The 26,357-nt window shown below is 69.7% G+C and carries 24 protein-coding genes and 1 riboswitch; of the genes, 7 read left to right on the forward strand and 17 right to left on the reverse strand.

All coding sequences use genetic code 11. The annotated features are described in order from the left end of the window. Positions 1–159: 159 nt before the first annotated feature. Positions 160–1,389, reverse strand: a complete 1,230-nt coding sequence (locus A9310_RS19465; RefSeq protein WP_065632044.1) for a glucose-1-phosphate adenylyltransferase family protein — start codon at positions 1,387–1,389, stop codon at positions 160–162. A gap of 28 nt (positions 1,390–1,417) precedes the next feature. On the opposite strand from A9310_RS19465, the gene A9310_RS19470 reads away from it, so the two are divergent. After that, positions 1,418–2,647 (forward strand): NAD(P)/FAD-dependent oxidoreductase, encoded by a 1,230-nt coding sequence (locus tag A9310_RS19470; protein WP_139104693.1) that lies wholly within the window; start codon positions 1,418–1,420, stop codon positions 2,645–2,647. Between the two features lie 19 nt (positions 2,648–2,666). Here A9310_RS19470 and A9310_RS19475 read toward each other — a convergent pair whose 3' ends face one another. The 6 genes from A9310_RS19475 to A9310_RS19500 form a co-directional block, all read right to left on the reverse strand. Next, on the reverse strand, positions 2,667–3,674 hold the full coding sequence (locus tag A9310_RS19475; protein ID WP_058250453.1) for an oxygenase MpaB family protein: 1,008 nt from the start codon (positions 3,672–3,674) through the stop codon (positions 2,667–2,669). 99 nt (positions 3,675–3,773) lie between these two features. Then, complete coding sequence (locus A9310_RS19480; RefSeq protein ID WP_065632030.1) at positions 3,774–4,520, reverse strand: VOC family protein; 747 nt, start codon at positions 4,518–4,520, stop codon at positions 3,774–3,776. Beyond that, the gene (locus A9310_RS19485; protein WP_065632031.1) at positions 4,517–4,840 is read right to left on the reverse strand and encodes a hypothetical protein; all 324 of its coding nucleotides are present in this window, start codon (positions 4,838–4,840) and stop codon (positions 4,517–4,519) included. Before A9310_RS19485 ends, A9310_RS19480 begins: the two co-directional genes overlap by 4 nt. Before the next feature lie 36 nt (positions 4,841–4,876). Further along, complete coding sequence (locus tag A9310_RS19490; RefSeq protein ID WP_065632045.1) at positions 4,877–5,098, reverse strand: DUF3263 domain-containing protein; 222 nt, start codon at positions 5,096–5,098, stop codon at positions 4,877–4,879. Between the two features lie 200 nt (positions 5,099–5,298). Further along, positions 5,299–6,450, reverse strand: coding sequence for a DUF475 domain-containing protein (locus A9310_RS19495; RefSeq protein WP_065632032.1), 1,152 nt, complete (start codon positions 6,448–6,450; stop codon positions 5,299–5,301). Next, a complete protein-coding gene (locus A9310_RS19500; RefSeq protein WP_065632033.1) occupies positions 6,447–6,728 on the reverse strand; it encodes a hypothetical protein in 282 nt (93 codons plus the stop codon). The genes A9310_RS19495 and A9310_RS19500 overlap by 4 nt, the downstream gene beginning before the upstream one ends. Before the next feature lie 392 nt (positions 6,729–7,120). Here A9310_RS19500 and A9310_RS19505 point away from each other — a divergent pair, with 392 nt between their 5' ends. Further along, on the forward strand, positions 7,121–7,465 hold the full coding sequence (locus A9310_RS19505; RefSeq protein ID WP_058250448.1) for an RNA polymerase-binding protein RbpA: 345 nt from the start codon (positions 7,121–7,123) through the stop codon (positions 7,463–7,465). 78 nt (positions 7,466–7,543) lie between these two features. On the opposite strand, the gene A9310_RS19510 is transcribed toward A9310_RS19505, so the two are convergent. The 5 genes from A9310_RS19510 to cobN form a co-directional block, all read right to left on the reverse strand. Further along, complete coding sequence (locus tag A9310_RS19510) at positions 7,544–8,362, reverse strand: polyprenol monophosphomannose synthase (protein ID WP_058250447.1); 819 nt, start codon at positions 8,360–8,362, stop codon at positions 7,544–7,546. Then, positions 8,346–10,040: an apolipoprotein N-acyltransferase gene (gene lnt, locus A9310_RS19515; RefSeq protein ID WP_065632046.1), complete on the reverse strand. Its 1,695-nt coding sequence runs from the start codon at positions 10,038–10,040 to the stop codon at positions 8,346–8,348. Before lnt ends, A9310_RS19510 begins: the two co-directional genes overlap by 17 nt. Next, on the reverse strand, positions 10,037–11,671 hold the full coding sequence (locus tag A9310_RS19520) for an amidohydrolase (RefSeq protein WP_065632034.1): 1,635 nt from the start codon (positions 11,669–11,671) through the stop codon (positions 10,037–10,039). The genes lnt and A9310_RS19520 overlap by 4 nt, the downstream gene beginning before the upstream one ends. A 108-nt stretch (positions 11,672–11,779) precedes the next feature. Further along, entirely contained in the window at positions 11,780–12,289 is a 510-nt protein-coding gene (locus A9310_RS19525; protein ID WP_065632035.1) for an FxsA family protein, read from the reverse strand. A gap of 144 nt (positions 12,290–12,433) precedes the next feature. Then, positions 12,434–16,252, reverse strand: coding sequence for a cobaltochelatase subunit CobN (gene cobN, locus A9310_RS19530; protein ID WP_065632036.1), 3,819 nt, complete (start codon positions 16,250–16,252; stop codon positions 12,434–12,436). Positions 16,253–16,323: 71 nt separating this feature from the next. Further along, a riboswitch (cobalamin riboswitch) is annotated at positions 16,324–16,401 on the reverse strand. 60 nt (positions 16,402–16,461) lie between these two features. Between cobN and cobG the strand changes: the two genes are divergently transcribed. The 3 genes from cobG to A9310_RS19545 are packed head-to-tail and all read left to right on the forward strand — an operon-like array spanning position 16,462 to position 19,872. Continuing rightward, the gene (gene cobG, locus A9310_RS19535; RefSeq protein WP_065632037.1) at positions 16,462–17,622 is read left to right on the forward strand and encodes a precorrin-3B synthase; all 1,161 of its coding nucleotides are present in this window, start codon (positions 16,462–16,464) and stop codon (positions 17,620–17,622) included. Between the two features lie 13 nt (positions 17,623–17,635). Next, positions 17,636–18,259, forward strand: a complete 624-nt coding sequence (locus tag A9310_RS19540) for a precorrin-8X methylmutase (protein WP_065632038.1) — start codon at positions 17,636–17,638, stop codon at positions 18,257–18,259. Positions 18,260–18,270: 11 nt separating this feature from the next. After that, positions 18,271–19,872 (forward strand): precorrin-2 C(20)-methyltransferase, encoded by a 1,602-nt coding sequence (locus A9310_RS19545; protein WP_065632047.1) that lies wholly within the window; start codon positions 18,271–18,273, stop codon positions 19,870–19,872. Here the strand turns inward: A9310_RS19545 and A9310_RS19550 are convergent. From A9310_RS19550 to A9310_RS19565, 4 genes are read right to left on the reverse strand one after another with little or no spacing between them, the layout of a single operon-like run. Next, entirely contained in the window at positions 19,825–20,589 is a 765-nt protein-coding gene (locus tag A9310_RS19550) for a cobalt-precorrin-6A reductase (RefSeq protein ID WP_254661305.1), read from the reverse strand. The two genes, A9310_RS19545 and A9310_RS19550, sit on opposite strands and share 48 nt — an antisense overlap. Continuing rightward, on the reverse strand, positions 20,586–21,362 hold the full coding sequence (gene cobM / locus A9310_RS19555; protein WP_065632039.1) for a precorrin-4 C(11)-methyltransferase: 777 nt from the start codon (positions 21,360–21,362) through the stop codon (positions 20,586–20,588). Before cobM ends, A9310_RS19550 begins: the two co-directional genes overlap by 4 nt. Then, positions 21,359–22,669, reverse strand: a complete 1,311-nt coding sequence (locus A9310_RS19560; RefSeq protein WP_065632040.1) for a bifunctional cobalt-precorrin-7 (C(5))-methyltransferase/cobalt-precorrin-6B (C(15))-methyltransferase — start codon at positions 22,667–22,669, stop codon at positions 21,359–21,361. The genes cobM and A9310_RS19560 overlap by 4 nt, the downstream gene beginning before the upstream one ends. Continuing rightward, positions 22,666–23,463, reverse strand: coding sequence for an SDR family NAD(P)-dependent oxidoreductase (locus tag A9310_RS19565; protein WP_083207458.1), 798 nt, complete (start codon positions 23,461–23,463; stop codon positions 22,666–22,668). The genes A9310_RS19560 and A9310_RS19565 overlap by 4 nt, the downstream gene beginning before the upstream one ends. 63 nt (positions 23,464–23,526) lie before the next feature. On the opposite strand from A9310_RS19565, the gene A9310_RS19570 reads away from it, so the two are divergent. Further along, a complete protein-coding gene (locus tag A9310_RS19570; protein ID WP_065632042.1) occupies positions 23,527–23,928 on the forward strand; it encodes a PPOX class F420-dependent oxidoreductase in 402 nt (133 codons plus the stop codon). Positions 23,929–24,399: 471 nt separating this feature from the next. Here the strand turns inward: A9310_RS19570 and A9310_RS19575 are convergent, their stop codons facing one another. Next, positions 24,400–25,566 (reverse strand): Xaa-Pro peptidase family protein, encoded by a 1,167-nt coding sequence (locus A9310_RS19575; RefSeq protein WP_065632043.1) that lies wholly within the window; start codon positions 25,564–25,566, stop codon positions 24,400–24,402. Positions 25,567–25,620: 54 nt separating this feature from the next. On the opposite strand from A9310_RS19575, the gene A9310_RS19580 reads away from it, so the two are divergent. Then, a partial coding sequence (locus A9310_RS19580; protein WP_065632049.1) for a 5'-3' exonuclease occupies positions 25,621–26,357 on the forward strand: 737 nt, incomplete at its 3' end.

Consider the following 26,357-nt stretch of genomic DNA (forward strand, 5'->3'; position numbering starts at 1 on the left):
CGAAGGTCAGCGGTCCGTGGAAGCGGGCCGCGAGATCGTCGGCGGCGGCGACGTCACCGGTCACGGCCGCGTCGATCAGATCGGTCAGCACGGCTCGGGTCGACGGGTCCGGATCGTGGTCCCGCCAGTGCCGCGCGGTCGCGAACAGGTCGGCCCGGGTCACCGGATGCGGCGACCCGGCTCGACGCGGTCTCCCAATGCCACCCGGGCACCGCGCAGGATCTGCGTATCCATCCCGACCAACGTGATCTTCTCGGTCGGGACCGGGCGTGTCCGCGGGTGCCCGCCGATCACCGCGTTCGGGCCGACGCGCACCCGTTCGTCGAGGACAGACCATGCGACCGACGCGCCGGCGCCGACGACAACGTCACCGAAGATCACCGAATCGGCCACGACCGCACCTTTTTCGACGACCACCCCCGGTCCGAGAACGCTGCGTCGGACCGTTCCGTGCACGCGGGCGCCGCTGCTGACGAGACTGTCCTCGACGACCGCCCCGGCCTCGATACGCGCGGCCGGGCGCTGCGGCTGGTTGGTGAGGATCGGGCGGTCGCCGCGGAAGACGTCGAGCGACCCGGAGATGAGGTCGCGGTGCGCCTGCAGGTAGGTCTCGGGACGGCCGGCGTCGATCCAATAGCCCGGCATCGCGTGGGCCACGGTCTTGCCGCGGTCGACGAACCACGGCACCAGGTGTTCGCCGAAGTCGCCCAGGCCGGTGTCGTCCTTCGGGGATCCCTCGGTCGTCCGGCTCTCCAGGTACTCGAGGCCCTCGATGAGCACGGCCGGGTCGTAGACGAAGATCTCGGTGGCGATCGTGCGCGTGGTGGCGCGTTCGGGTTTGTAGCGGAACTCGCGGACGGTCCCGTCGCGGCGGGCTTTCACGGTGGCGTGCTGCGCGGCCTCGTCGAGCGGACACGTCGTGGTGACCACAGTGCATTCGGCGCCATGGCGGCGGTGGGTCTCGATGGCGTCGCGGAAGTCGAAGTCGTAGACGTGGTCGGCGCTCATGACGATGACCTCGGCCGGTGCGTGGGCGGCGATGCGGCCGCGGATGCGATACAGCAGGTCGGCGTTGCCGGTCGCGAAGCCGTCTTCGGTTTCCGGGGCGTCGGTCTGCTCCGGCATCACCACGCGCAACCCGCCGCTCGTGCGGTCCAGATCCCAGGGACGGCCACCCGCCACGATCTGGGTGATGGTCTCGGCCTCGTACTGCACGCACAACCACACGTCGTCGATGTGACTGTGGTGCAGGTTGGAGAGCGGGAAGTCGATGAGCTGATAGTTGCCCGCGAACGGCAACGCGGGTTTCGCCCGCCGATCGGTCAGCACCTCCATTCGCGAACCACGTCCACCGGCCTGCACGATCGCGAGAACCTCCGAATACCGCATCACCCCAGTCTGCCCCACGCCGCCGGGTTTGCCCGGATACCGTGGCCGACGGAACTCGACGACATGCGACGAGGAGGTACGAGCAGTGACGCGCATCCACCGGGCCGAGCACGCGACGACGGACGGTGTGGAGGTCGACTGCCTCGTGATCGGCGGCGGCATCGTCGGGCTGGCGGTGGCGTGGGCATTCGCCCGGCGAGGACGCGACGTCGTCGTCCTCGAGGCCACCGATTCGGTTGGCGCGCAGACGACCTCGCGGAGCTCGGAGGTGATCCACGCCGGCATCTACTACCCCGAGGGCAGCCTGAAGGCGGAACTGTGCGTCCGCGGTCGCGAGCAGTTGACCCGATTCTGCGACGAGCACGGCGTCTCGTGGGCGCGGCCGGGCAAACTCATCGTCGCCACCGACGGCACCCAGAGCGAACGCCTCGACGTCTTGCTCCGACACGGTCTGGCCAACGGCGTTTCCGACCTTCGACGGATCGGAGTGGACGAACTGCGCGACCGGGAACCGGCAGTCGAAGGCGTCGCGGCACTGTTCTCACCGTCGACCGGGATCGTCGACGTCGACGGCGTGGTGCGTGCGCTGGTGCGTGACCTGGAGGCACGCGGCGGCGCGATCGCGTTGCGCAGCAGGGTGATCGGCGGACAGATCGACGCACACGGCGTCACCGTGCACACATCGGACGGTGAATCGGCGTCCGCCCGGACGCTCGTCAACTGTGCCGGGATCGGCGCGTGGGAGGTGGCCCGGGCGCTGGCCGGTTTCAGCGGCCCGATCCCGCCGCGCTTCCTCGCCAAGGGGAATTACTTCGGGTTGTCCGGCGTCCGGGCGCCGTTCCGTCACCTCGTCTACCCGATCCCCGCCGACGGCGGATTGGGCGTGCACTTCACGATGGATCTCGCCGGCGAGGCCCGATTCGGCCCCGACGTCGAATGGCTGACGCCGTCCCCCGACGAGGCGACCGCCGGGGAGGAACTCGACTACGCCGTCGACGAGGCGCGCGCCGACGCATTCGAGCGAGCCATCCGCACGTATTGGCCTGAGTTGCCGAGCAACGCCTTGGTGCCCGCCTACGCGGGGATCCGGCCGAAGGTCGCCGGGCCGGGCGCCTCCGGCGACTTCGTGATCCAGGGCCCGCGGTCACACGGCATCGCGGGCCTGGTCAACCTCTTCGGTATCGAGTCGCCGGGCATCACGTCATCGTTGGCGATCGCCGACCATGTCGTCGGTCTGGTCACGCCCCCGACGACGTGACCAGACCGACCGGGAGCGCTCAGCCCTGGTGCGCCGCACCCTCTTTGGGGTGGTACTGGTAGGCAGCGCTTGCCTTCTCGCGAACCTTCATGGCCTGGATCGCGTCGTGATGACGCCGGGCGTGATAGGCCAGCGGGAAGTACGTCAGCCGCTCCGGCAGGGTGCGGTAGGCGAATCGCAGATTGCGATGAATCCGCTCGAGGTGACGCTGCTCGGCGTCGGACCAGCTCAGGCCCAGGATTTCGCGCACCCGCGGATCCATGACGCCGACGGTGGTCAGGTAGTTGAAGTTCTGGAACGGCACCGACGCGGTGGCAGCGGCCTTCTTCACGGCGGGGCGCAACGCCTTGGGCACCGACTTCGGGACCACGGGCGCGGCGCGCATCTGACCGATCAGTTCCAGCGCGACCGGGTGCCGGACGAGCTTGTTCTCGATGAAATCGTCGAAGTACTCGTCGAACTCCTCGAGGGTCTCGGGGTAGTTCTTCATCGGTACCTGGACGATCTTGGCGATGCGGCGGTTGTCCCGCAGGAGTTCTTTGCGCTCCTCGAGAGTGAAGTGCCGGCCCAGCACCAGCGGCGCGGCGGTCTCGATCGTGGGTAGCGCGGTGGCGATCACCCAGGCGTACGCCTCCGGGTTGAGTGCACTGATGTGCTTGCCCTCCGAGTTGCGCATCTGCAGCGGCTGGTGCAGCTTGCGGAGACGCTTGCCCTCCTCGAGAGCCTCCTGACCGCCGTAGGTCCAGCGCAGCACCGAGTCGGCGGAGCGGATCGCACGTCCCACGGGATCGGTGCGGAAGACTGAATACTTGTCGACGACATCGCCGATGACGGGGTGCATCACCTGCATCACGAACGCCGCCCCGTTGATCGGGAGGAACGTGTACATGCCGGTGAGCTTGGCGGTCAGCGAGTCCGGCGGGATCAGTTCGATCTCGTCGTCGCGGTGGTTGAGCAGCGGCTCGCCCGCCACGAAGTCACTCGCTGCGGGTTCGGACGCTGTCCGTTCTTCGTGTACCGCGGTCATGGTGCCCCCAACATCGGTCTCGGATACTACTAATTCGACAACATTCGTAGTCAGATTAGCGCAGGCGTTCCCGAAAACCCACCTTTTGTCGGATTTCGGCTACTGAAGCGAGTCGGGTCCGGCCTCGGGGCCGATGACCACGGTCCGCGTGGCGAGTTCGCGGTGGCGAACCGTGAAGATCCGCGTGCCCTTCTTGCGTCCGATGCGGACCTCGCTGAGATCGAGTCCGTCGGCCGTCAGACGCGCGTGGGTCGTGTCCACATCGGTCGACCGCCATGCCACACCCCAGAGCATGACCGGCGACGACGGCACCGGGTCGGCCGGCGGGCGGGGCGCGGCGACGACCTCGACGATCAGGTCGTCGCGCCGGAAGAACAGCTGACGGGCGTCCTGCCCGATCGGCTGGTCGAGACGGAAATCGAGGCCGAAGGTGCCGGCGAACAGCGCGACGGCGACATCGCGGTTGTCACAGGTGAAGACCAGGTGGTCGAGGCCGGTCAGATCGCCGTCGGCGGCGACTCCGGATTCGGGTCGTTCGGCGATCCCGACGGGACTGGTCTCACCCAGCGCTCCGAGGACGGTGTCCGCGAGCGGATACCCGCGCCGGCCGAGTAGACGCCGGGACGCCGTGATGTCGTCGACCGTGAAGTACACGTCGTGGGTGTCGGGCTCGCCGGCCGACGGCCGGATCGAGAGGGCGACGTTGCCGAGGTTCACCACTCGCCGGCCGTCGGCGCCCGTACCGACCTCGCGTCCGAGCAACCGCTGGTAGGTCTCGGCGGTCGTCGACGGGTCGTCGCTCGCGAGGTCGACGAGTGCGTGCGGGCCGGCGGGCGGAATCGTCACCGCTTCTTCTTACCCTTCCGACGACGAGCCGGCGCCGGCGGCACCCGTCGATGGATCAGTTGCGCTGAGCTGGTGATATGCCAAGCGCGGCAGGAGCACTCGTAGTAGCGCAGCTCCGGGGCGGTACCGACGAGGTGGCGGCGGAGTCGATCGATGCCCTCACGAGCGTCGGCCGGCGAGGCGAACGGCAGTTTGTCCGGCGTCGGGCAGGCTGGATAGTCGATGCCGGCGTTGCGCCGGCGTCGGGGTTGCTCGCGGAACGCCGTGCGTGCCTCGACATCGCGATAGAACGCTTCGAGATCGTCATCGGAGAAGGGCACCCGTCGATTATCCCCCGAGCCGCGCGCGGGCTGGGATCAGCGGGCCATCCACAGCCGACGGCGGATGACCTGGCGCATGCGGCGCAGCTCCGCAGCGGTCAATCCCGACGGCGGGTCGGTGTCGACGAGGCGGTCGACCTGGGAGAAGAAGTCCCGATCGGTGAGGCCGAACTCCTCGACGATCTGCCGGGAGGAGCCCCCGCCCAGGGAGTACCAGTCCGTCTCGAACTGGATCATCTGCTGCTGTTTGCTGTCCATGAAGACCACCGAATCTGCGTTTTCGACCTGAAACCCGGACCTGTGTCGCGGAGCCACTCGGCTTCGGCTCCTGCGTGACACACGTCACCGACGTCGTCATTTCTACACCTGTCGACCGACAGAAGACAGCAGGCGGCCCATGCTGATTCCAAAGGTCCCGCAGATGTTCATCGCACGTTCGAGGACGGCCGCGGAGAAGCTCAGACCGCCAGTCGATCGCCGGTCCCGGCACGCGCTTCGCGCCGGTTCGCGCGGATGCTGCTGGCGAGCGACGCGCCGATGAACGCCACGCCGACGAGCCCCGTGATCACCTCGTTGATCTCGATCTCGATGCTGATCAACAGGATTGCGGCCAGCGCGCCGATGGCCCAGTGCGCACCGTGTTCGAGGTAGCGGTACTCCTCCAGCGTGCCCTTGCGGACAAGGTAGATCGTGATGGACCGCACGAACATCGCGCCGATGAATCCGAGCCCCAACGCGATGATGATCGGGTCGGAGGTGATGGCGAAGGCGCCGATCACCCCGTCGAAGGAGAACGACGCGTCCAGGAGCTCGAGATAGAGGAACAGGAAGAACCCGGCCTTGCCGGTGGCGACGGTGACCGGGTGCGGACCGGAGCCGTTCGATCCGGACCTGTGTGATCCGGGCCCGCCTGATTCCGTCGCGTCCGATTCCGGCCCGTCCGATTCCGGTTCGGCCATGAACATCGAGCTGAGCCCGTCGACGGTGATGTAGGTGACCATGCCCAGGATTCCGGCGATCAGGACGGTCGCGCGGCTCTCGTCCGGCGCCAGGAACTCGGCGGTGAGAACCAGCGCGAGGGCGGCCAGTACGACCGCGAGCTGGTCGAGCTTGCCGAGCGTGGCGAGCGGCTTCTCGAGCCACGTGAGCCAGGTCTGCGGGCGCTCGGTGAGCACGAAGTTGAGGAACAGGAGCAGGAGGAACATCCCGCCGAACGCCGCGATCTGCGGGTGGGCCTCGGTGAGGATCGTCTCGTAGCTGGGCTGACCGTCGGCGAAATGCGTCTGCCCCTCAGGTGGCGGGTTCATCGCCAGGTCGAGCGCCTCGACGGGGTTGAGACCTCCGGTGATCCACACGATGACCAGCGGGAACAGGAGACGCATGCCGAACACGGCGATGAGCACGCCGACGGTGAGGAACATCTTCTGCCAGAACGCGCTCATCCGTTCGAGGATCGTCGCGTTGATGACCGCGTTGTCGAACGACAGGGACACCTCGAGCACGCCGAGGATGGCGCACAGGGCGAGGCCGGTCCAGCCGAGGTAGAGGTAGGCGACGACCAGGGCCACGAGCGTGACGACGAGCGAGGGCGCGAAGATGCGCGCGGTCACCGCAGCTTCTCGGCTTCCCGCGCGAGTTCGAGCAGCGTGTCGGTGAGGTCGGCCAGCACGTCGTGTTCGGCACCTTCGGCCACCGCGGTGCCGAGGTCCTCCGCGGCGCACCGCAGCGCGAACATCCGGTCGCCGAAGTCGGCGGCCTCCGCCGAGGAGAGGATCACCGCGTCGTCGGGAATGGATGTGCCCTCGAGCAGCGTTCTCTGCTCGTAGGCACGCTGCCTGCACGATCGCTTGCAGTACTTCCGCCGACGCCCCATCTCGGAGTCCACCATCGTGCGGCCGCACCAGGCGCAGGCGTACGGCCGACGCCGACGCGATGCGCCCGTTTGTACGCCGTGCGTAGTGCCTGGTTCCACACCGAGACCGTACCGCTGTCACGACCGGCCCCGCTCGCTGCGCTCCCGGCGGCGCACACACACTCGCCCCGCTCGCTGCGCTCCCGGCGGCGGCACACACTCGCCCCGCTCGCTGCGCTCCCGGCGGCGGCCCCGCGGACCGCCGTGGACAACACGGGTCGTCGCCGGTGGCGAACCCACGCAGGAATGCGCGTAGAATGTTCCTGTTGACGACCCGAAAGTCGTGCGCAGCGTTGCGCACGAACCTGGAATGCAACAGAGATCTCCCGGCAGACCGGGAGATCCGACGAAGTTGAGAGGAACCCTTCATGGCAGATCGAGTACTTCGGGGTAGCCGCCTCGGCGCGGTGAGCTACGAGACCGATCGTGACCACGACCTCGCGCCACGACGCATCGTCCAGTACCGCACCGACAACGGCGAGATCTTCGACGTGCCGTTCGCCGACGACGCGGAGGTCCCGTCGAAGTGGCCGTGCAAGAACGGCATGGAAGGCACCATCCTCGAGGGTGCCGAGCCCGAGGAGAAGAAGACCAAGCCGCCGCGTACGCACTGGGACATGCTGCTCGAGCGTCGCAGCGAGGAAGAGCTCGAAGTGCTGCTCAACGAGCGCCTCGACCTGCTCAAGCAGCGGCGCAAGGGCATCACCAACTGACACCCGCGGGCGCCCGACGCCCGGAACCGGACAGACCCGGCAGGACATCCTGCCGGGTCTGTCCGTCTGCTCAGCGGATCATCGCGTCCGGACGAGTCCCCAGCGCTCGAGGCGGCTCTGGACTCCCCAGCGGGCGACCATCGTGAACGCCTCGGACATCACGCCGCCGCTCATCTTGGACACCCCTATCTCACGTTCGGTGAAGGTGATCGGCACCTCCCGGACGTCGAAGCCGGCACGCACCGTGCGCCACGCCAGGTCGATCTGGAAGCAATAACCCGCGGACTCGACGGTGTCGAGCTGGATCTTCTCCAGCACGATGCGGCGATAGGCGCGGAACCCGGCGGTGATGTCGTGGACGCCCGCACCGAGGGCCAGACGGGCGTAGGTGTTGGCACCGCGGGAGAGGAACTCCCGGCGCTTGGGCCAGTTCACCAGCTTGCCGCCCGGGACATAACGGGACCCGATCACGAGATCCGCGCCGTCGTTGACGGCGTCGAACAGGCGGTGCAGCTGCTCAGGCGCGTGGCTGCCGTCCGCGTCCATCTCGACGATGACCGCATAGTCGCGGTCGAGTCCCCACGCGAATCCGGCGAGGTACGCCTTGCCCAGGCCGTCCTTGTCGACGCGGTGCATGACATGGACCCGGGTCGCCGCGTCGGCGCGGGCGAGGTCGTCGGCGACGTCGCCCGTGCCGTCCGGGCTCGAGTCGTCGACCACGAGGACATGCGCCCCCGGCAGCACGTCCTGTAGACGTCCGATGATGAGCGGCAGGTTGTCGCGTTCGTTGAACGTCGGCACGACGACGAGTGCGCCCGTGCCGTCGGCGCCGACCACGCGTTGCGGCGCGTCGTCGGGCCGCCGCTGCCCTGCCGTGGCGTCAATCCCCGATGCCATCGAGCTCCTTCGTGTCACCGGTCGCCCGTGCGGCGACCCTGCGTGGCCTGAGTGAGAACCTAGTACGCGAGCGCAGCGCAAACAAAAGCCCGGCCACCGCCACGATGATCGCGATCACCTCCGGCCAGGGGCCCAGGCGGGTCGCGAGGGTCATGTCCTCGTGAAGTGGCAGGCGCCCGGTGAGCACGTCCGCGGTGAATATGCCGGACTGTTGGCTGATGGATCCGTCCGGCTCGATGACGGCGCTCACCCCACTGGTGGCCGCGACGACCACGGACCGCCCGTGTTCGACGGCCCGGACCTGTGACATGGCCAACTGCTGATACGTCATCTCGGTCCGGCCGAAGGTCGCGTTGTTGGTGGGCACGAACAGCATCTGCGCGCCGTCCCGGACGGATTGCCGAGCGGCCCGGTCGAAGGCGACCTCCCAGCAGGTCGCGACACCGACGGTCACCGTCCCCGAGCGACCGGGCACGTCGACCACCGTGGGTCCGGTGCCGGGGCGGAAGTCTCCGGCCATGTCCGCGTACGACGAGAAGAGGCGGAAGAACGGCCGCCACGGGAGGTACTCGCCGAAAGGCTGGACGATGTGCTTGTCATAGCGGTCGACCGGGCCCTGCACGCCGTCCCAGACCAGGACCGAGTTGGTGGGTCGGCCATCGGGGTTGCGGATGAGCGTGCCGACCAGGATCGGCGCGTCGACGGCCTCGGAGGCTGCGGTGATCCCGGCGGCCGCGTCCGCGTTGTCCAGCGGCGAGATGTCCGAGGCGTTCTCCGGCCACAGGACGAAGTCGGGCTGCTCGGTCTGCCCGGTGTCGATCGCCCGGCCGTAGGACATCGTCGTGCGGACGTGATTGTCGAGGACAGCGCGCCGCTGGGCGTTGAAATCCAGACCCAGTCGCGGGACATTGCCCTGGATGGCACCGATCCGGGCCGAGGACGTCGCGATGTTGCGGTCGAGGCTGGCGGGGGTCGCCGCGATGGCCGCGATCGGTGCGAGCAGCGCGATGGCCACCGCGGCGGTCGCGATGCGCACCACGCCCGAGGAACGTTCGGTGGACGGCCCCGGGCCGTCGGCGTGCTCGGGGTCGGAGGCGGTCGTCGTGCGCCGGTACGCCCGGGTGAGGATCACGAGCAGCCAGGCGACCGCGGAGCCGAACAGCGCGACACCGGCCGACAGCCCCGGAGCGCCGAGCACCGAGGCCAGCGGCAGCAGCGGCCCGTCGACCTGACTGAATGCGGTTCTCCCCCAGGGGAACCCGCCGAACGGGAAGGCGGAACGGAGCGCTTCGACGAGCACCCAGGACAACGTGAACCACACCGGGGGCACCGGAAGCCGCATCGTCAGGGTGGCGATCGCGCCGAACAGCGCGAGGTAGACGGCGAGCACCGCGGCCAGGGCGAGCCACGGGAGCGGACCGACGTAGACGCCGATCCACGGCAACAGCGGCACGAAGAACGCCAGCCCGAAGACGAAGCCGATCCACGCGCCGGTGCGCACCCGGGGCGACCCGACGAAGAGTGCGGCGAACAACAGGCCGAGGCCGAGGACCGCGAGGAACCACCAGTTGCGCGGTGGGAACGCGGCCCACATCGCGACGCCCGCGGCGGCGGCGGTCCCGGTACGTGCGAGCCAGGACGCTGAGATCCGGGGTCGGGAGACCCGCGGGGGACTCACCCGGCGTCCCGGTCGTACAGGGTCCGGCCGCGATGCACGGTGCGCACGCAACGCGGGAGCGCGGCCCCCGGTGAGACGTCCGGCAGCGCGGGCACCCGCGACCGCGGATCGGTCGACCACCGCTGGACCTTCTCGTGGGATCCGGCGACGACGAGGTCGTCGACCTCCCACACCGCGTAACTCGCCGGGGCGCCGGGCGTCAGGGTACCGGTGACACCGTCGTTGACTCCCCCGGCCCGCCAGCCGCCGCGGGTCGTCGCGGCGAACGCGCCGCGCGCCGAGATCGCATTGGTCGGCTGATGATGGTGCACGGCGGCCCGGATGGTCGACCACGGGTCGATGGCCGTCACCGGCGCGTCTGACGAGAACGACAGCGCGACACCGGTTTTGGCCAGCATCGCGAAGTCGTTGAGGGTGGCCGCGCGGCTCGCCCCGAGACGGGCGTCGTACAGGTCGCCCGGACCGCCCCATTCGGCGTCGAACAACGGTTGCATGCTGGCGATGACGCCGCAGCGGGCGAGGACCTCGGCGTCGGCGGCGGTGACCATCTCCGCGTGTTCGAGCCGGTGCGCACAGCGGGCGAGCGCGGGCGTGCCGAGTTCGTCGGCGAGTTCGGCGAGTGCGCCGACGACCACACCGGTCGCGGCGTCGCCGATGACGTGGAAGCCCGCCTGGATGCCCGCGATCGTGCAGGCGCGCAGGTGATCGCGGATCTGGTCGGGGTCGAGGTAGCTGATACCGCTGGTGTGCGGATCGTCGGTGTATGGCTCCGAGAGCCACGCGGTGTGGGAGCCGATGGCACCGTCGATGAACAGGTCACCGCCCAGGGCATCGGCCCGGGTGATCGACATCAGTTCGCGGGCGTGGTCGGCGTCGGTGACGGCCTGGCCCCAATAGCGCCGGATCTCGACGGGATGGTCGAGTTCGGCGAGCGCGAGGAAGTCGTCCATGCCGCTGATGTCCGGTCCGCCGTTCTCGTGCACGGACACCACCCCGTGGGCGGCGGCCCCATCGAGCGCGCGGCGTTGTGCGCGTTCGCGATGCGCCGCGGTGACCAGCAGGCGGGCCGCGCCGCGGACGAGGTGGTGGGCCTCGGCGACCAGCGGCTCCTCCGGGTGATAGCCGACGGCGTCGGCCAGGTCCGGGATCAGGCGTCGCAGCGCGGTGGACGCCACCGCGGAGTGCTCGTCGATCCGGGCGAGGTAGACCGGCCTGGTCCCGACGACGGCGTCGAGCTCGGTGGTCGTCGGGAAGCGACCGTCGTCGGGTTCGGCGCCCGCCCACGTCGAGTCGTCCCAGCCGAGACCCCAGATGAGGTCGCCTCCGTCATGGGCGGACTCGGCGGCCACGGCCTTCTCCACCAGCCGCAGGCAGTGCGTGCGGCTCGACGCCTCGTTCAGGGTGAGGCCGTCGAGTCCGAGCCCGGTGGACGTCAAGTGGACGTGGGAGTCGACGAACCCGGGACTGACGAAGTGCCCGTCGAGGTCGATGACCTCGGCGTCGGGATGGAGTGCGCGGCCGACGTCGTCGGTCCCGACCCAGACGACGATTCCGTCGGTCACGGCCATCGCGGTCGCGTCGGGGGCGGCCGGCGAGTACACGGCGCCGCCGAGAAGCAGTTGGGTTGCCACGATCGTTCAGTGTGCCTTGCCGTCGGAGGAGGGTGGCGAGCGGTCCGGATACGTGCGTGTCGGCGGCGCGGGCGGCGTGGTGCCGACCGTCGGCTGATCAGGACCTGTTCAGCGGCCCTGCGGTAGGCCCCGGGTGTGCGGCGGTGCCGACGGCGACCCCGGCTCGGACGTGTCGGATTCCACGACGGAACCCTCGACGACGGTCGCGCCACGTCCGGCGCCGTAGACACCGGTGGCATACATCCCGGCCCGGTCCATCGCGGTCGCCACACGGCGGGCACCCACCGCGGCGACGGCCGGACGCATCACCCGACGGGTCGGCGGGAACAGCAGCAGGGTCCCGGCGACGGTCGACACGACGCCCGGGACAACCAAAAGGATGGTCGACACGGCGACGAGCGCGGTGTCGGCCAGCGGGGCGCGGGCGTCGACCTCGTTTCGCGACGCGCGGCGCAGCTCGTCGAAGACCTTGCCGCCCTGCCAGCGCAGGACGACGAATCCGAGGACCACGGCGGCGAGGCTGATGAGCACGGCCCAGCCGAATCCGAGGGTCATGACCATCGCGACGAACGCGGCGATCTCCAGCACGGCGTAGGCCGCGAACCAGCGGAGAGCCATGATGCTTCACCTGTCCTTCGGTGCCCTTCGGCACCCGTTGACGTCAGGGTCTGCGTGGACAACGAACGACGACGCGGTTTTGTCCCGGGGGGTGGTTTCGACAAGCTCAACCAGCGGTGGGCGGCTCAACCAGCGGTGGGCGGCTCAACCGGCAGAGGCGTCCTCGCCGCGGCCCTCGATGTCGCCCTCGGTCTGGAGGTAGACGGTGCGGAGGGCGTCGAGGAGCTCGGCCGGCGGTTCGCGCCACATGTCGCGTTCGACGGCCTCGAGGAGACGTTCGGCGATGCCGTGCAACGCCCAGGGGTTGGACTGCTGCATGAACTGCTGGTTCGTCTCGTCGAGGACATAGGACTCGGTGAGCTTCTCGTACATCCAGTCGGCGACGACGTCGGTGGTGGCGTCGTAACCGAAGAGATAGTCGACGGTGGCAGCCATCTCGAAGGCCCCCTTGTATCCGTGGCGCTGCATGGCCGAGATCCAGCGCGGGTTGACGACGCGGGCGCGGAACACCCGGCTGGTCTCCTCCGACAGCGTGCGGGTGCGGACGGAGTCGGGGCGGGTGCTGTCGCCGATGTAGGCCTCCGGCGAGGAACCGGTCAAAGCGCGAACGGTCGCGACCATGCCGCCGTGGTACTGGAAGTAGTCGTCGGAGTCGGCGATGTCGTGTTCGCGGGTGTCGGTGTTCTTGGCCGCCACGGCGATCCGCTTGTACGCGGCGCGCATGTCGTCGACCGCGGGCACCCCGTCGAGGTCGCGTCCGTAGGCGTAACCGCCCCACTCGGTGTAGACGCGGGCCAGGTCCTCATCGCTGCGCCAGTCCCGTGAGTCGATGAGTTGCAGGATGCCGGCGCCGTAGGTGCCGGGCTTGGAACCGAAGACACGTGTCACGGCCCGACGCCGGTCGCCGTGCTCGGACATCGCGGCGCGCACGTGTGCCGCGACGAAGTTCTGCTCGTCGGACTCGTCGTCGGCGGCCGCGGCGAGCGCGACCGCGTCGTCGAGCATGGTGACGACGTGCGGGAAGGCATCCCGGAAGAAGCCGGAGATGCGGACGGTGACATCGATGCGGGGACGTCCGAGTTCCTCGAGGCCGATGAGCTCGAGCGAGGAGACCCGCCGCGACATCTCGTCCCACACCGGCATGACCCCGAGCAGCGCGAGCACCTCGGCGACGTCGTCACCCGAGGTGCGCATGGCGCTGGTCCCCCACACCGACAGCCCCACCGACGCCGGGTATTCGCCGTGGTCGGTCAAATAACGCTCGAGAAGGGAGTCGGCCATCGCGCGGCCGGTCTCCCACGCCAGCCGTGAGGGCACGGCCTTCGGGTCGACCGAGTAGAAGTTGCGTCCGGTCGGCAGCACGTTGATCAGCCCGCGCAGCGGTGACCCGCTGGGTCCGGCCGGGATGAACCCGCCGTCCAAGGCGTGCAGCACCCGCGGGACCTCGCCGGTCGTCTGACGCAGGCGCGGGACGACCTCGGTCGCCGCGAAGGTGAGAACATCCCCGACCGCGCTGGGCAGTCCCGCGGTGGCCGCGGCAACTGCTTCGGTCGACCAGTCGTCCTTCGCGCAGGCGGCGACGAGTTCGCGGGCCTGCGCCTCGACGGCGTCGACGGAACCGCGTTCGGCCGAGCCGTCTTCGACGAGTCCGAGGGCCTCGCGCAGGCCGGGCAGGGCCGACGTGCCACCCCAGAGCTGGCGTGCGCGCAGCATGGCGAGGACGAGGTCGACCTCGGCGTCGTCGCGCGGGGGCTCGCCGAGCACGTGCAGCCCGTCACGGATCTGCACGTCCTTGATCTCGCACAGCCACCCGTCGACGTGCAGCAGCATGTCGTCGAAGACCTCTTCGTCGGGCCGTTCGGTGAGCCCGAGATCGGAGTCCATCTTCGCCGCGGTCAGCAGTGTCCAGATCTGCTGGCGGATCGCGGGCAGCTTCGCCGGGTCGAGTGCGGAGATGTTGGCGTGCTCGTCGAGAAGCTGTTCCAGCCGGGCGATGTCGCCGTAGGACTCGGCGCGTGCCATCGGCGGGATCAGATGGTCGACGAGAACCGCATGAGCGCGGCGCTTGGCCTGCGTCCCCTCGCCCGGGTCGTTCACCAGGAACGGGTAGACGAGCGGGAGGTCGCCGAGGGCGGCGTCGGTGCCGCAGTCCGCCGACATGCCGAGGTTCTTGCCGGGCAGCCACTCGAGGTTGCCGTGTTTGCCGACGTGCACGATGGCGTCGGCGCCGAAGCCGTTGTCGTGCGCCGCGATCCACCGGTACGAGGCGAGGTAGTGATGCGACGGCGGCAGATCGGGATCGTGGTAGATCGCGACCGGGTTCTCGCCGAACCCGCGCGGCGGCTGCACCATGATCGCGATGTTGCCGAAGGTCAGTGCGGCGATGACGATGTCGCCGTCCGGGTTGTGCGTGCGGTCGACGAACAGGTCGCCCGGTGCGGGACCCCAGTGTTCGGTGACCGCCGAGCGAAGCCCCTCGGGCAGGGTGTCGAACCACGACCGGTAGTCGCGCGCCGACAGGCGGATCGGGTTGGCGGCGAGGGTCTCCTCTGTGAGCCAATCCGCATCCTGACCGCCGGTGGCGATGATCTGGTGGATCAGCGCATCCGAATCATCGTCGGCGAGACCGGGAATCGCGTCCGGACCGGACTCCGGGCCGATGTCGTAGCCGGCGTCGCGCATCGCGGCGAGCAGGCGCAGCAGGCTGCGCGGGGTGTCGAGACCGACGGCGTTGCCGATCCGCGCGTGCTTGGTCGGGTAGGCCGACAACATGACCGCGATCCGCTTGTCGGCGGCCGGGGTCCGACGCAACCGGGCGTGCGCGGTGGCGATCCCCGCCACCCGTGCGCAGCGCTCGAGATCCGGCTGGTACCACGGCAATCCGTCGTCGTCGAACTCCTTGAAGGAGAACGGCACGGTGATGATGCGGCCGTCGAACTCGGGCACCGCCACCTGGGTGGCGACGTCGAGTGGCGACAGGCCGTCATCACTGTCCTCCCAGTCCGCGCGGGAACCGGTGAGGCACAGACCCTGCAGGATCGGGATGTCGAGTGCCGCGAGGCGTTCGATGTTCCAGGCCTCGTCGTCGCCGCCGGCCGATGCGGTGGCCGGGGTGGCGCCACCGGCGGCCAGCACCGTGACCACCAGGGCGTCGGCGGTACCGAGCAGCTCGAGGAGGTCGTCGGGGGCGGTCCGCAGCGACGCGCAGAAGATCGGCAGCGCGCGGGCCCCGCGGTCCTCGATCGCATCGCACAGCGCGGCGATGTACCGCGTGTTGCCCGCCAGGTGCTGGGCGCGGTAGTAAAGGACCGCGATGGTCGGGGCGTCGGGCCCTTCGTGGCTCGTCGACCTCGACGCGCTCCTTCGTCGCTCGCTCGGCCCGGCGGCTTGCGCTCCTCGCACCTCAGGGAGCAAAGAAGGGTCGGCTTGCGCTCCTCGCACCTCAGGGAGCAGAGCCGAAGCCTTAGGGAGCGGAGAAACGTCAGGCAGCGCAGAAGCCTCGGGGCGCGAGGAACGTTCGAGCACGCCCCACGCGGGCGTCTGCTGCGGGAGTTCGAAACCGTTGCCGGTCAGCAGGACGGTGTCGGACAGGAAGTGGTGCAGGTTCACGAGGTTGGCGACACCGCCCGCGGCGAGATAGTCGTGGGCCTGGGCGGCGACGCCGGAGGGCACCGTCGAGTGCGCCATCAGATCGGGGTCGGGCTGCTGCTCACCGGAACACACGACGAGCGGCTTGCCGGTCGCCTCGACCGCGGCGAGTCCGTCCTCCCAGGCGCGTACACCGCCCAGGATGCGCACGACGATGAGGTCGGCGTCGGCGGCGAGACGCGGGATGTCCTCGATCAGGATGCGAGACGGATTCGCACCGCGGTAGGACACCGACGCATCGGGCGACGCGCTGCCCTCGTCGGCCGCCGAGGCCGTGAGCAGATCGGTGTCCGAGGTCGAGAGCAGCAGGATCATCGTGTCTCCTCGCCGGGTTGTCGCGCCCGGTGCGTGTCGGTGCCGTGGGTGGCGGGTGCAGTGCGAGGGACTGGTCTGACTTCCGGATGTCCGGCCGATGCCGACCCCCGGTCACAGTGGCGCGACCGCGCCGGAATCGCACCGGCTTCAGCCCGCTCGCGGTGCGTTCAGCCTACGGCCACCACGCCCGCCGGTCGTAGGCTGGTGGGATGAACCAGCCAGCCCGGGCCGCCACCGACCGTTGCCCAGGGGTCTTCGACACGCACCCGGCGGCCGACGGCGCGCTGGCCCGTGTCCGCCTGCCGGGCGGACGGATCCGTCCGGACCAGCTGGAGATGCTCGCCCGGGCCGCCGCCGACCACGCCGACGGGCACCTGGAACTGACGGTGCGCGGCAACCTCCAGCTGCGCGGGATCACCGACGTCGAAGCCGTCGCGCAGGCCGTCGTCGCCGCCGGGCTCGCGCCGAGCAGCAGCCACGACAAGGTGCGCAACATCGAGCTCAGCCCCCTGACCGGCCGCATCGGCGGCGTCGCCGACGCCCGTCCGCTCGCCGCGGCCCTCGACGACGCCCTGCGGGCCGACCCGGCCGCGGCCACCCTGTCCGGCCGGTTCCTGTTCGGCATCGACGACGGGCGCGGTGACATCGCCGGACGACGACCCGACGCGTGCGCGGTGATCCGGGGCGACACTCCCCTGGCCGCAGATGTGCTCATCGGCGGGACGGCCGTCGGATCGGCCACCGGTACGGAGGCGATCGTCCGCGCGCTCATCGCGGTGGCCGCGGGTCTGGGCGAGGTCTCGCCCGGCGCCTGGCGGGTCCGCGACCTCGACGACGACTCCCGGCTCCGGCTCGCGGAACTCATCGCCCCGACGCTGGATCCCGTCATCGGGGCCGACTCGGACGCGGCACCGGTCGCCTCGGAGGAACCGATCGTCGGCTGGTTCGACCAGGACGACGGCGCGGTGCTGCTCGGCGCGGTCGTCGAACTCGGACGCTTGCCGGCCCGGCTGGCGGAATTCATCGCGGCCGTGCAGGCGCCGGTCGTGTTCACCCCCGACCGCGAGATCCTGCTGTGCGACCTCGGCGAAGGCGTGGCCGAGACCGTCGTCCGCGTGCTCGCACCGATGGGTCTGATCTTCGACGCCGCTTCGCCATGGGCCCAGGTCAGCTGCTGCGTCGGAGCCCCGGGTTGCTCGTCCGCGCATGCGCCGGTCCGGGACGACCTGGTGGCCCGGGTGCAGGACGGCGACCCCGTCGAGGAGCGTGAACACTGGGTGGGCTGCGCCCGTGGCTGCGGGTCGCCGGCCGAATCGCACCTGTCGGTGCAGGCCACGCCCGACGGCGGATACGAACGGCGGCGCCGTTAGGCTCGTTCCCACCATGACCGAGTACCTGCGTGACGGCGCCGCGATCTACCGCCAGTCCTTCGCCACGATCCGCGCCGAGTCCGACCTCTCCGCGTTCGCACCCGACGTCGCGACCGTTGTCGTCCGCATGATCCACGCGTGCGGCCAGACCGACCTGACACACGACGTGGTCGCGACGCCCGGCGTCGTGGCCGCCGCCCGCAGTGCACTCGAGGCCGGCGCCCCGATCCTCTGCGACGCCAACATGGTGGCGTCCGGGATCACGCGCAAGCGTCTCCCCGCGGACAACGAGGTGCTGTGCTACCTGTCGGAACCCACTCTCCCGGCCCTCGCCGAGAAGATGGGAACCACGAGGACCGCTGCGGCACTGGAGTTATGGCGGCCGCGCCTGGAAGGTGCGGTGGTCGCGATCGGCAACGCGCCGACCGCACTGTTCGCGCTCCTGGACATGATCGACGACGGCGCACCGCGTCCCGCCGCCATCGTCGGGGCACCCGTCGGTTTCGTCGGCGCGGTCGAATCCTGCGCGGCACTGGCCGAACGCGACGACCTCGAATTCATCACGGTCACGGGCCGGCGCGGTGGATCGGCGATCACCGCGGCCGCGGTCAACGCGCTCGCGACCCCGCAGGAATGATGGTGGACCCCATGAACTCTGACAGCACCGCAGCGGCCGGACGAGAGTCAGGTCCGGGCACGCTCTACGGCATCGGGCTCGGCCCGGGTGACAGCGAGCTGATGACCGTCAAGGCCGCCCGCCTGATCAGCACCGCGGACGTGATCGCGTATCACTCTGCGCGACACGGCAACAGCATCGCGCGATCGGTGGCCGAACCCTACCTGCGCGACGGCCAGACCGAGGAACGTCTCATGTACCCGGTCACCACCGAGACGACCGACCACCCCGGTGGGTACCAGGGCGCGCTCGACGACTTCTACGCCGAGAGTGCCGAACGTCTCGCGGTGCACCTGCGCGCGGGTCGCGATGTCGTCCTGCTCGCCGAGGGCGATCCACTTTTCTACAGCTCCTACATGCACATGCACAAACGCCTGGCACCGCTTTTCGACGCCGAAATCGTGCCCGGCGTCACCTCGGTGAGCGCGGCGTCCGCGGCGACCGGGGTCCCGCTCGTCGAGGGCGAGGAGACGCTGACCGTCGTGCCCGGTACCGCGTCGACCTCGGAGCTGCTCTTCCGCTTCCGGTCCGCGGACGCGATCGTGGTCATGAAACTCGGTCGGACCTTCGAGCGGGTGCGCGACGCCCTCCGCGAGGCCGGGCGTCTCGACGAGGCCTTCTACGTCGAACGCGCGTCGACGACCGTCGAGCGGGTGCTGCCGGCCGCCGACGTGAATCCCGCAGAGGTGCCGTACTTCTCGATCCTCGTCGTCCCGGGACGCCGCAACAACCCGATGTTCGAACCGGAGCCCGTCCCCGGTGAGCTCGTCGTCGTGGGGCTCGGACCGGGTCACGACAGCTGGACCACCCCGGAGGTCCGCGCGGAGCTGGCCACGGCCACCGACCTCGTCGGTTACACCACCTATCTCAAGCGCGTCACCCCGCGGCCGGGGCAGCGAGTACACGCCAGCGACAACCGGGTCGAGGCCGAGCGGGCCGAGTTCGCGCTCGACCTCGCTCGACGCGGCGCTCGCGTCGCCGTCGTCTCGTCCGGTGATCCCGGCGTGTTCGCGATGGCCGCCGCGGTCGCCGAGGTCGCCGCACAGCCCCGGTGGCACGAAGTGCCCGTCCGTGTGGTGCCCGGCGTCACGGCGGCGACCGCGGTCGCCGCTGCCGTGGGAGCGCCCCTCGGGCATGACTTCGCGATCATCTCGCTCTCCGACCGGTTGAAGCCGTGGTCGGTCATCGAACGGCGCATCCGAGCCGCACTCGGCGCCGACCTGGTGATCGCCATCTACAACCCGGGCTCGGCGAGCCGCAACTGGCAGGTCGGAGCCCTCAAACACACTCTCTCGCAGACGGTGTCGCCCGATCGCGTCGTCGTCCTCGGACGGGACGTCGGTGGTCCGGAGCAGCAACTCACCACGACCACGGTCGCGGACTTCGATCCCGCGGTCGTCGACATGCGCACGATGATCATCATCGGGTCGTCGGCGACAAAGGCCGTGTCGCGCGCGGCCGGAACGTTGGTGTTCACGCCGCGCAGTCACCACCCGGTCGACAGCGACGATCACACCGCCGACCACTCAGCCGGACAGCTCCTCGAGCCAGTTCCGGGCGGCACCGACATCTGAGACGACCGGCGTGTCGGGTTCGGCGGGCCGGTCGACCATGATGACCTCGATCCCGAGTTCGGACGCGGCCGCCAGCTTGGCCGAGGTCAGCGTTCCGCCGCTGTTCTTCGTGACGAGAAGGTCGATGTCGTTGTTCCGCAGCAGCTCTCGCTCGAAACGGTGATCATAGGGCCCCCGCGAGCGCAGCACCTCGTGATGCGGCGGAAGCGCTCCGGTCGGGGCGTCGACGACCCGGATCAGGAACCACGCCGAATCGATCCCCGCGAAGACACCGACGTCCTGGCGCCCGGTGGTCAGGAAGACACGTCTGCCGCGGGCGGCCACTTCACGAGCGGCAGCGGGCAGGTCGGGCACACGGATCCAGGTGTCGATGTCTCCGGGCACCCAGGGGTCCCGGCGCAGGCGCAACAGCGGCACACCCGCATCGGCGGTGGCTCGCGCCGCGTTGCGGGTGATGGTCGCGGCAAACGGATGAGTCGCGTCGACCACTGCCTGAATGCGGTTGCTCTGCAACCACTCCCGGAGCCCATCGGATCCGCCGAACCCGCCGATGCGCACCGGCCCGACCGGTAGACGGGGGTGTTTCACCCGGCCGGCGAGGGAACTGATGAACGCGATGTCGGTGTCGGCGAGGGTCGATGCGAGCGCTCGCGCCTCCCCGGTCCCGCCGAGGATCAGAACGTGCGGGACAGGATCCGGCGGGATCTGTTCGGTCACGACGTCGAGTGGCGATCAGCGCGGAGTTTGGTCATCCGCGCATGCGAGTACAGATAGCTGTCGGTGACGTCCGACCGGCGCGGACCGAGCACGTGACCGACGAAGATGACCGCGGTCCTCCGGATGTCGGCGGCGTCGAGGGCCTCGGGCAACCGGTTGAGCGGACACCGCACGATCTGCTCGTTCTCCCGACTAGCGAAAGCGACTGTGGCGGTAGGGCAGTCATTGCCGTAGTGCGGGGCTAGCGCCGCCACGATCTCCTCGGCCCGATGGGCTGCGAGATGCAGCGCGAGTGTCACCCCCGTCCGGGCCAGGGTCGCTAGGTCCTCCCCCGGCGGCATGTCCGTCGACAGGGTGGAGACCCTCGTGATCAGCAGGCTCTGGCCAACACCGGGGATGGTGAGTTCGGTGTCGAGTGCCGCCGCGGCAGCCGCGAACGCCGGGACACCGGGCACGATCTCATGATCGATTCCACGCGCGGTGAGTTCCCGCTGCTGCTCGGACATCGCTGAGTACACGGAGAGGTCACCCGAGTGCAGGCGGGCCACGTCGTGCCCCTTGCCGACGGCCGCCGCCATGACATCGATGATGTCCGACAACGGCATCCGGGCGGTGTCGACCAGTTCGGCACCGTCGGGACACAGGTCGAGCAGTTCCGGGGGCACCAGTGACCCGGCATAGACACAGCTCTGGCACTCCCCCAGCAGCCGCGCTCCGCGCACCGTGATGAGATCGGGCGAACCCGGGCCGGCCCCGATGAAGTAGACGGTCAACGGAGCGCCTCCGTCGAATCCGCGGCGGCAGCGTGGGGTGCCGTCTTCGCGACGGCCCACTGCACGATCGGCAGCGCGGGGCGCCAGGTGTGCATCGTGCCGAGCGGTGCCACGGTTTCGACCGACAGGCGTCGTAGGTCACCGCCGTGTCGGGCGTGCCAGCGCGTGACGAGCGTCTGATTCTCCACGGTCACCGCGTTCACGACGAGCCGCCCCGAGTCCGGCAGCCTGGCCCAGACGAGCGAGAGGATCTCCTCGTCCAGTCCGCCACCGATGAAGACGGCATCCGGTTGCGGTGCGTCGGACAGGCCGACGGGAGCCGGGCCCCGCACCGAGAGCCGATGCGCCACCCCGTGTCGGGTGGCGTTGCGTCGCAATCGATCAGCGCGATCGGGATCGCGTTCGAAGGCGACGACCACTCCCCGGTCGTCCGCGCGCAACCACTCGATCGTCACACTGCCCGACCCGGCCCCGATGTCCCAGAGGACCTGCGCGCCGGCCGGTTCCAACGCGCACACGGAGAGGGCACGGATCGTCGACTTGGTGATCTGACCGTCGTGTTCATAGGTGTCGTCCGGCCRGCCCGGGAGCCGGGACCGGCGGGGTCCGACGCAGTCGACGGCGACGATGTTGAGCGGGTCCCCGGCCCGGCGGCGCCAGGTCTCGGCCGTACCGGTGGCGATCTGTTCGGCGGGCCCACCGAGCTGCTCGAGGACGGTCATCGTGGACGCACCGAAACCGGCGTCGACCAGGATGCCGGCGAGTGCGGCGGGTGTGGTCTCGTCGCGGCTCAAGACCAGTACGCGAGCCCCGTCGGTGACCTCGCCGAGCACCACGCCCGGCTCGGCGCGCACCGCACTGACGATCCGGGTCGTGGCGAGGTCCCAGCCCAGACGCGCACAGGCGAGGCTCGCGCTCGACACTGCCGGATACACCCGTACCCGGTCGGCACCGACGCGCGCGATGATGCTCGCACCGACGCCGTGGAACATCGGGTCGCCGCTCGCCAGGATGTGGATCGTGTCCGGGTGAACGGCGTCCGCGGCCTCGCTCTCGACCACTTCTGCGAGGTGTTCAGACATCGGCGACCGCCACGGTCGCAGTTCGGCGTCCAGTTCGGGCACCGCGCCGTCGAGGAGCGCCAGTTGCCGCGCAGCGCCGTAGATCACGCGGGCGCGGCGAAGTTCGTCGCGGACGGTCTCGCCCAGACCGGACCAACCGTCGGCGCCGATCCCGACCACCACGAACTCCGATGGGACGAACTCGGACGGGACAGACGACGTGACTTCGGTGTCCGGAGACGTCATCGGGGAAGTCTCCGCCACACGGCACGCGGCAGCAGTCGCATCCCGAAGAACAACGGACGCAACGTCCCCGGGATCCAGACCTCACCGCGGCCCTTGCGGTAGGCGTGAGCTACCGCGTCGGCGACCTGCTCGGCATCCCGCGACAGCGGGGCCGGCTTCACCCCGGACGCCATCAGGTCGCGGGTCATCGCGCCGATCACGAAGCCCGGGCGGGCCAGCAGCAGGCGAGCGCCGGTGCCGTGCAGCGCGTCCGCGAGTCCGCTCGCGAATCCGTCGAGACCCGCCTTGGTCGACCCGTAGACGTAGTTGGCGCGGCGCACCCGGACACCGGCGACCGAGGAGAAGACGATGATGGTTCCGGAGCCCTGCGTGCGCAGTACCGAAGCGAGCGGGGTCAGCACGCTGATGTGGGCGTAGTAGTCGGTGTGGGCGATCTGAAGTGCATGCGCCACATCGGTTTCGGCGCGGGCCTGGTCGCCGAGGATGCCGAACGCGATGATCGCGATCCCGATCGGCCCGTGTCGCTGCGCCAACGACTCGACGAGCGTTGGATGGCTGTCGGTGTCGTTCGCGTCGAAGGCGACGGTGTGTACCTCGGTTGCACCGGCATCGAGCAGTCGTGCGGACTCGGCCACGAGGTCGTCGGGACGGCGGGCCGCCAGGACGACGGTCCGCCCGGATGCGAGGCGCGCCGCCGTCSCGACGCCGATCTCGCTGCGGCCGCCGAACAGCACGAGGGCACCGGACGGGTCGGTGTCCGGACGCGCTGATGCCCCTCTGCTGCGTGACGCCATGGCTGCCAGTATCGCATCGGCCCCGCGACCGACCGTGTGCGGCGTCGCGGCTAGCTTGGTGTCATGCCTCGTACCGCCGCCGATCTCGGGCCCGATGCGCTCGCCTTCCTCRCCGAACGCCACCTCGGGACGCTCACCACGCTGCGCGCAGACGGCACCCCCCATGCCGTGGCCGTCGGGTTCACCTGGGATCCCGATGCCGGTCTGGCGCGGGTCATCACCTCGGACGGCAATCAGAAGGTCCGCAACACCGAGCGTGGTGGCTACGCGGCCGTCACCAACGTCGACGGCCCGCGATGGCTGACCCTGGAGGGACCCGCGACGGTGCGCCGTGAGCCCGAGCACGTGCGCGAGGCCGAGCAGCGCTACGCGGACCGTTATCGGGAACCCAAGCCGAACCCGCGCCGCGTCGTGATCGAGATCAGCGTGAGCCGGGTGCTGGGTTCGGCGTCGCTGTTCAGCTAGTGACGCGCGTCGGAAGTCGGATGATCACCGCACCTACGCCGGCGCTTGCGAGCGTCACGAAGGGGCTTCGCAACTCGTCTCGCCAGGACCCTTCGAGGCTCGTCGCTATCGCTCCTCGCACCTCAGGGGGCAGGGGTTGGGTCCCTATCGCTCCTCGCACCTCAGGGAGCAAGGGGTTGGTCGCTAACGCTCCTCGCACCTCAGTATCTGCGGCCTGGCGGCCGTCGAGGACTACGAAAGAACCCGTTGTGCTCGGCGCGAGCCCAACCACTGCTCCCTGAGGAGGCCGGAGCTTGCGGAGGCCGTCACGAAGGGTCCTGGCGAGTCGGGTTGCGAAGACCCTTCGAGGCTCGTCGCTAACGCTCCTCGCACCTCAGGGAGCAGGGGCAGGTCTTTTCGGATTAGGGAGCAGGGGGCAGGTCGTTCTCTCTGATTAGGGACCACCGACGATGCGCGCCAGCAGCGTGAGCACTACAACCGGACCAGTTCGTGCGGGCGGTTGTTCAGCGGCTCGCAGCCGTCCTCGGTCACGACGACGATGTCCTCGATGCGGGCACCCCAGTGACCGGGCACGTAGACCCCTGGCTCGACGCTGAACGCCATGCCGGCGCGCAGCGGGATGTCGTTGCCACCGACGATGTACGGCTCCTCGTGTACCGACAGCCCGATCCCGTGGCCCGTCCGGTGGATGAATCGATCGGCCAGGCCACGCTCCGCCAGGAGATCACGCGCCGCCGCGTCGATCGAGGACGCGCTCACCCCGGGCCGGACGGCGGCCACCGCCGCGCGTTGGGCCTCGAGCAGGGCGGCGTAGGCGTCGGCGATGTCGGCGGGCGGATCGTCGAAGCAGTAGGTGCGCGTCGAGTCGGAGTTGTAGCCCGGCTCGACCGGGCCGCCGATGTCGATCACGACGATGTCGGACCGCTCGATGACCCGGTCGGAGAATTCGTGGTGGGGATCGGCTCCATTCGGTCCCGACCCGACGATGATGAAAGCCGCCTCGGTGTGTCCCTCCTCGAGGATCGCGGCGGCGATGTCGGCGGCCACCTCGCGTTCGGTGCGGCCGGGGATCAGCCAGTCCCCCATCCGCGCGTGCACCCGGTCGATCGCGGCACCCGCGCGGCGGAGCGCGTCGATCTCCGCGGCGTCCTTGATCATTCGTAGTTCGCGGAGCACGTCGGTCGCCAATTGCGGTGTGGCGCGGGTGTGTCGGGCCAGCGGGATGACGTGGAGGGCGGGCATGGAGTCGGAGACCGCGATCCGCGGCTTCGATGGCAATCCGGCCAGCGCCAGCGCGTGGGCGTCGTCGCCGTCGACCCAGTCGGCCACCTCGATGTCGAGATCGCCGACCGCGGAGGACGACAGCGACGGGACCTCGAGCCGCGCGATCACCAGTCGGGGATCACCGGTAGCGGGGATCACCAGCGCCGTGAGCCGTTCGAAGGTCTCCGCCCGGGAACCGATCAGGTAACGCAGGTCCGGCCCGGGGGTGACGACCAGCGCGTCCAACTCCGCGGCGCGGGTGAGTTCGGTGGCGCGGCGGACCCGGTCGCGATACACCTGCGCCTCGAAGAGCGGCCCGGCTCCGGTCCCCTCGCCCGACGTCGCGACCCGTGCTGCCCCGCTCCCAGATGCCATGCGACGAACACTACCGCCGACTCATGACAGAGTGTGGGGGTGACGGATTCGTTGATGCTGCTCGACGGCGCCAGCCTGTGGTTCCGATCGTTCTTCGCGCTGCCGGAGAAGATGACCAGCCCGGATGGGCGACCGGTCAACGCCGTACGCGGTTTCGTCGACACGATCGCCAATCTCGTGGTGCGCGAACGCCCCACCCGCTTGGTGGTGTGCCTCGATCTCGACTGGCGCCCCGAGTTCCGCACCGACCTGATCCCCACCTACAAGGCCCATCGCGTCGCGGTCGCCGACGGTGGGACCGACGTCGAGGGCCGGGACATCGACGTCGAAGAGGTACCCGACACCCTCACCCCGCAGGTCGACATGATCATGGCCGTTCTCGCGGCAGCGGGCATCGCCACCTCGGGCGCCGTCGGTTGTGAGGCCGACGACGTGATCGGCACGCTCGCCTACGACGAGGCGAACGATCCGGTGATCGTGGTCAGCGGTGACCGGGACCTGCTGCAGGTGGTCGCCGACGATCCCGTCCCGGTGCGCGTCCTGTACGTCGGCCGCGGTCTGGCGAAGGCCGAGATGATGGGCCCGGTGGAGGTCGCCGAGAAATACGGCGTGCCGGTCGAGCGCGCGGGTATCGGCTATGCGGAGATGTCGATGTTGCGCGGAGATCCCTCGGACGGTCTGCCGGGCGTGGCCGGTGTCGGCGAGAAGACCGCGGCGAAACTGATCACCGAGTACGGGAGCCTCGACGCACTGGAGGCGGCTGCCGCCGACCCGTCGTCATCGGTTCCGAC

Source organism: Gordonia sp. UCD-TK1 (genome assembly GCF_001691435.1).
In the GTDB taxonomy this organism is placed as follows: domain Bacteria; phylum Actinomycetota; class Actinomycetes; order Mycobacteriales; family Mycobacteriaceae; genus Gordonia; species Gordonia hongkongensis.

Bases quoted from the DNA above. Each gene is read 5' to 3' on its own strand.
- A9310_RS19465 (WP_065632044.1), bottom strand. From the start codon at position 1,389: ATGCGGTATTCGGAGGTTCTCGCGATCGTGCAGGCCGGTGGACGTGGT.
- A9310_RS19475 (WP_058250453.1), bottom strand. From the start codon at position 3,674: ATGACCGCGGTACACGAAGAACGGACAGCGTCCGAACCCGCAGCGAGT.
- A9310_RS19490 (WP_065632045.1), bottom strand. From the start codon at position 5,098: ATGGACAGCAAACAGCAGCAGATGATCCAGTTCGAGACGGACTGGTAC.
- A9310_RS19500 (WP_065632033.1), bottom strand. From the start codon at position 6,728: ATGGTGGACTCCGAGATGGGGCGTCGGCGGAAGTACTGCAAGCGATCG.
- A9310_RS19505 (WP_058250448.1), top strand. From the start codon at position 7,121: ATGGCAGATCGAGTACTTCGGGGTAGCCGCCTCGGCGCGGTGAGCTAC.
- A9310_RS19510 (WP_058250447.1), bottom strand. From the start codon at position 8,362: ATGGCATCGGGGATTGACGCCACGGCAGGGCAGCGGCGGCCCGACGAC.
- A9310_RS19525 (WP_065632035.1), bottom strand. From the start codon at position 12,289: ATGGCTCTCCGCTGGTTCGCGGCCTACGCCGTGCTGGAGATCGCCGCG.
- cobN (WP_065632036.1), bottom strand. From the start codon at position 16,252: ATGATCCTGCTGCTCTCGACCTCGGACACCGATCTGCTCACGGCCTCG.
- cobG (WP_065632037.1), top strand. From the start codon at position 16,462: ATGAACCAGCCAGCCCGGGCCGCCACCGACCGTTGCCCAGGGGTCTTC.
- A9310_RS19540 (WP_065632038.1), top strand. From the start codon at position 17,636: ATGACCGAGTACCTGCGTGACGGCGCCGCGATCTACCGCCAGTCCTTC.
- A9310_RS19545 (WP_065632047.1), top strand. From the start codon at position 18,271: ATGAACTCTGACAGCACCGCAGCGGCCGGACGAGAGTCAGGTCCGGGC.
- A9310_RS19575 (WP_065632043.1), bottom strand. From the start codon at position 25,566: ATGGCATCTGGGAGCGGGGCAGCACGGGTCGCGACGTCGGGCGAGGGG.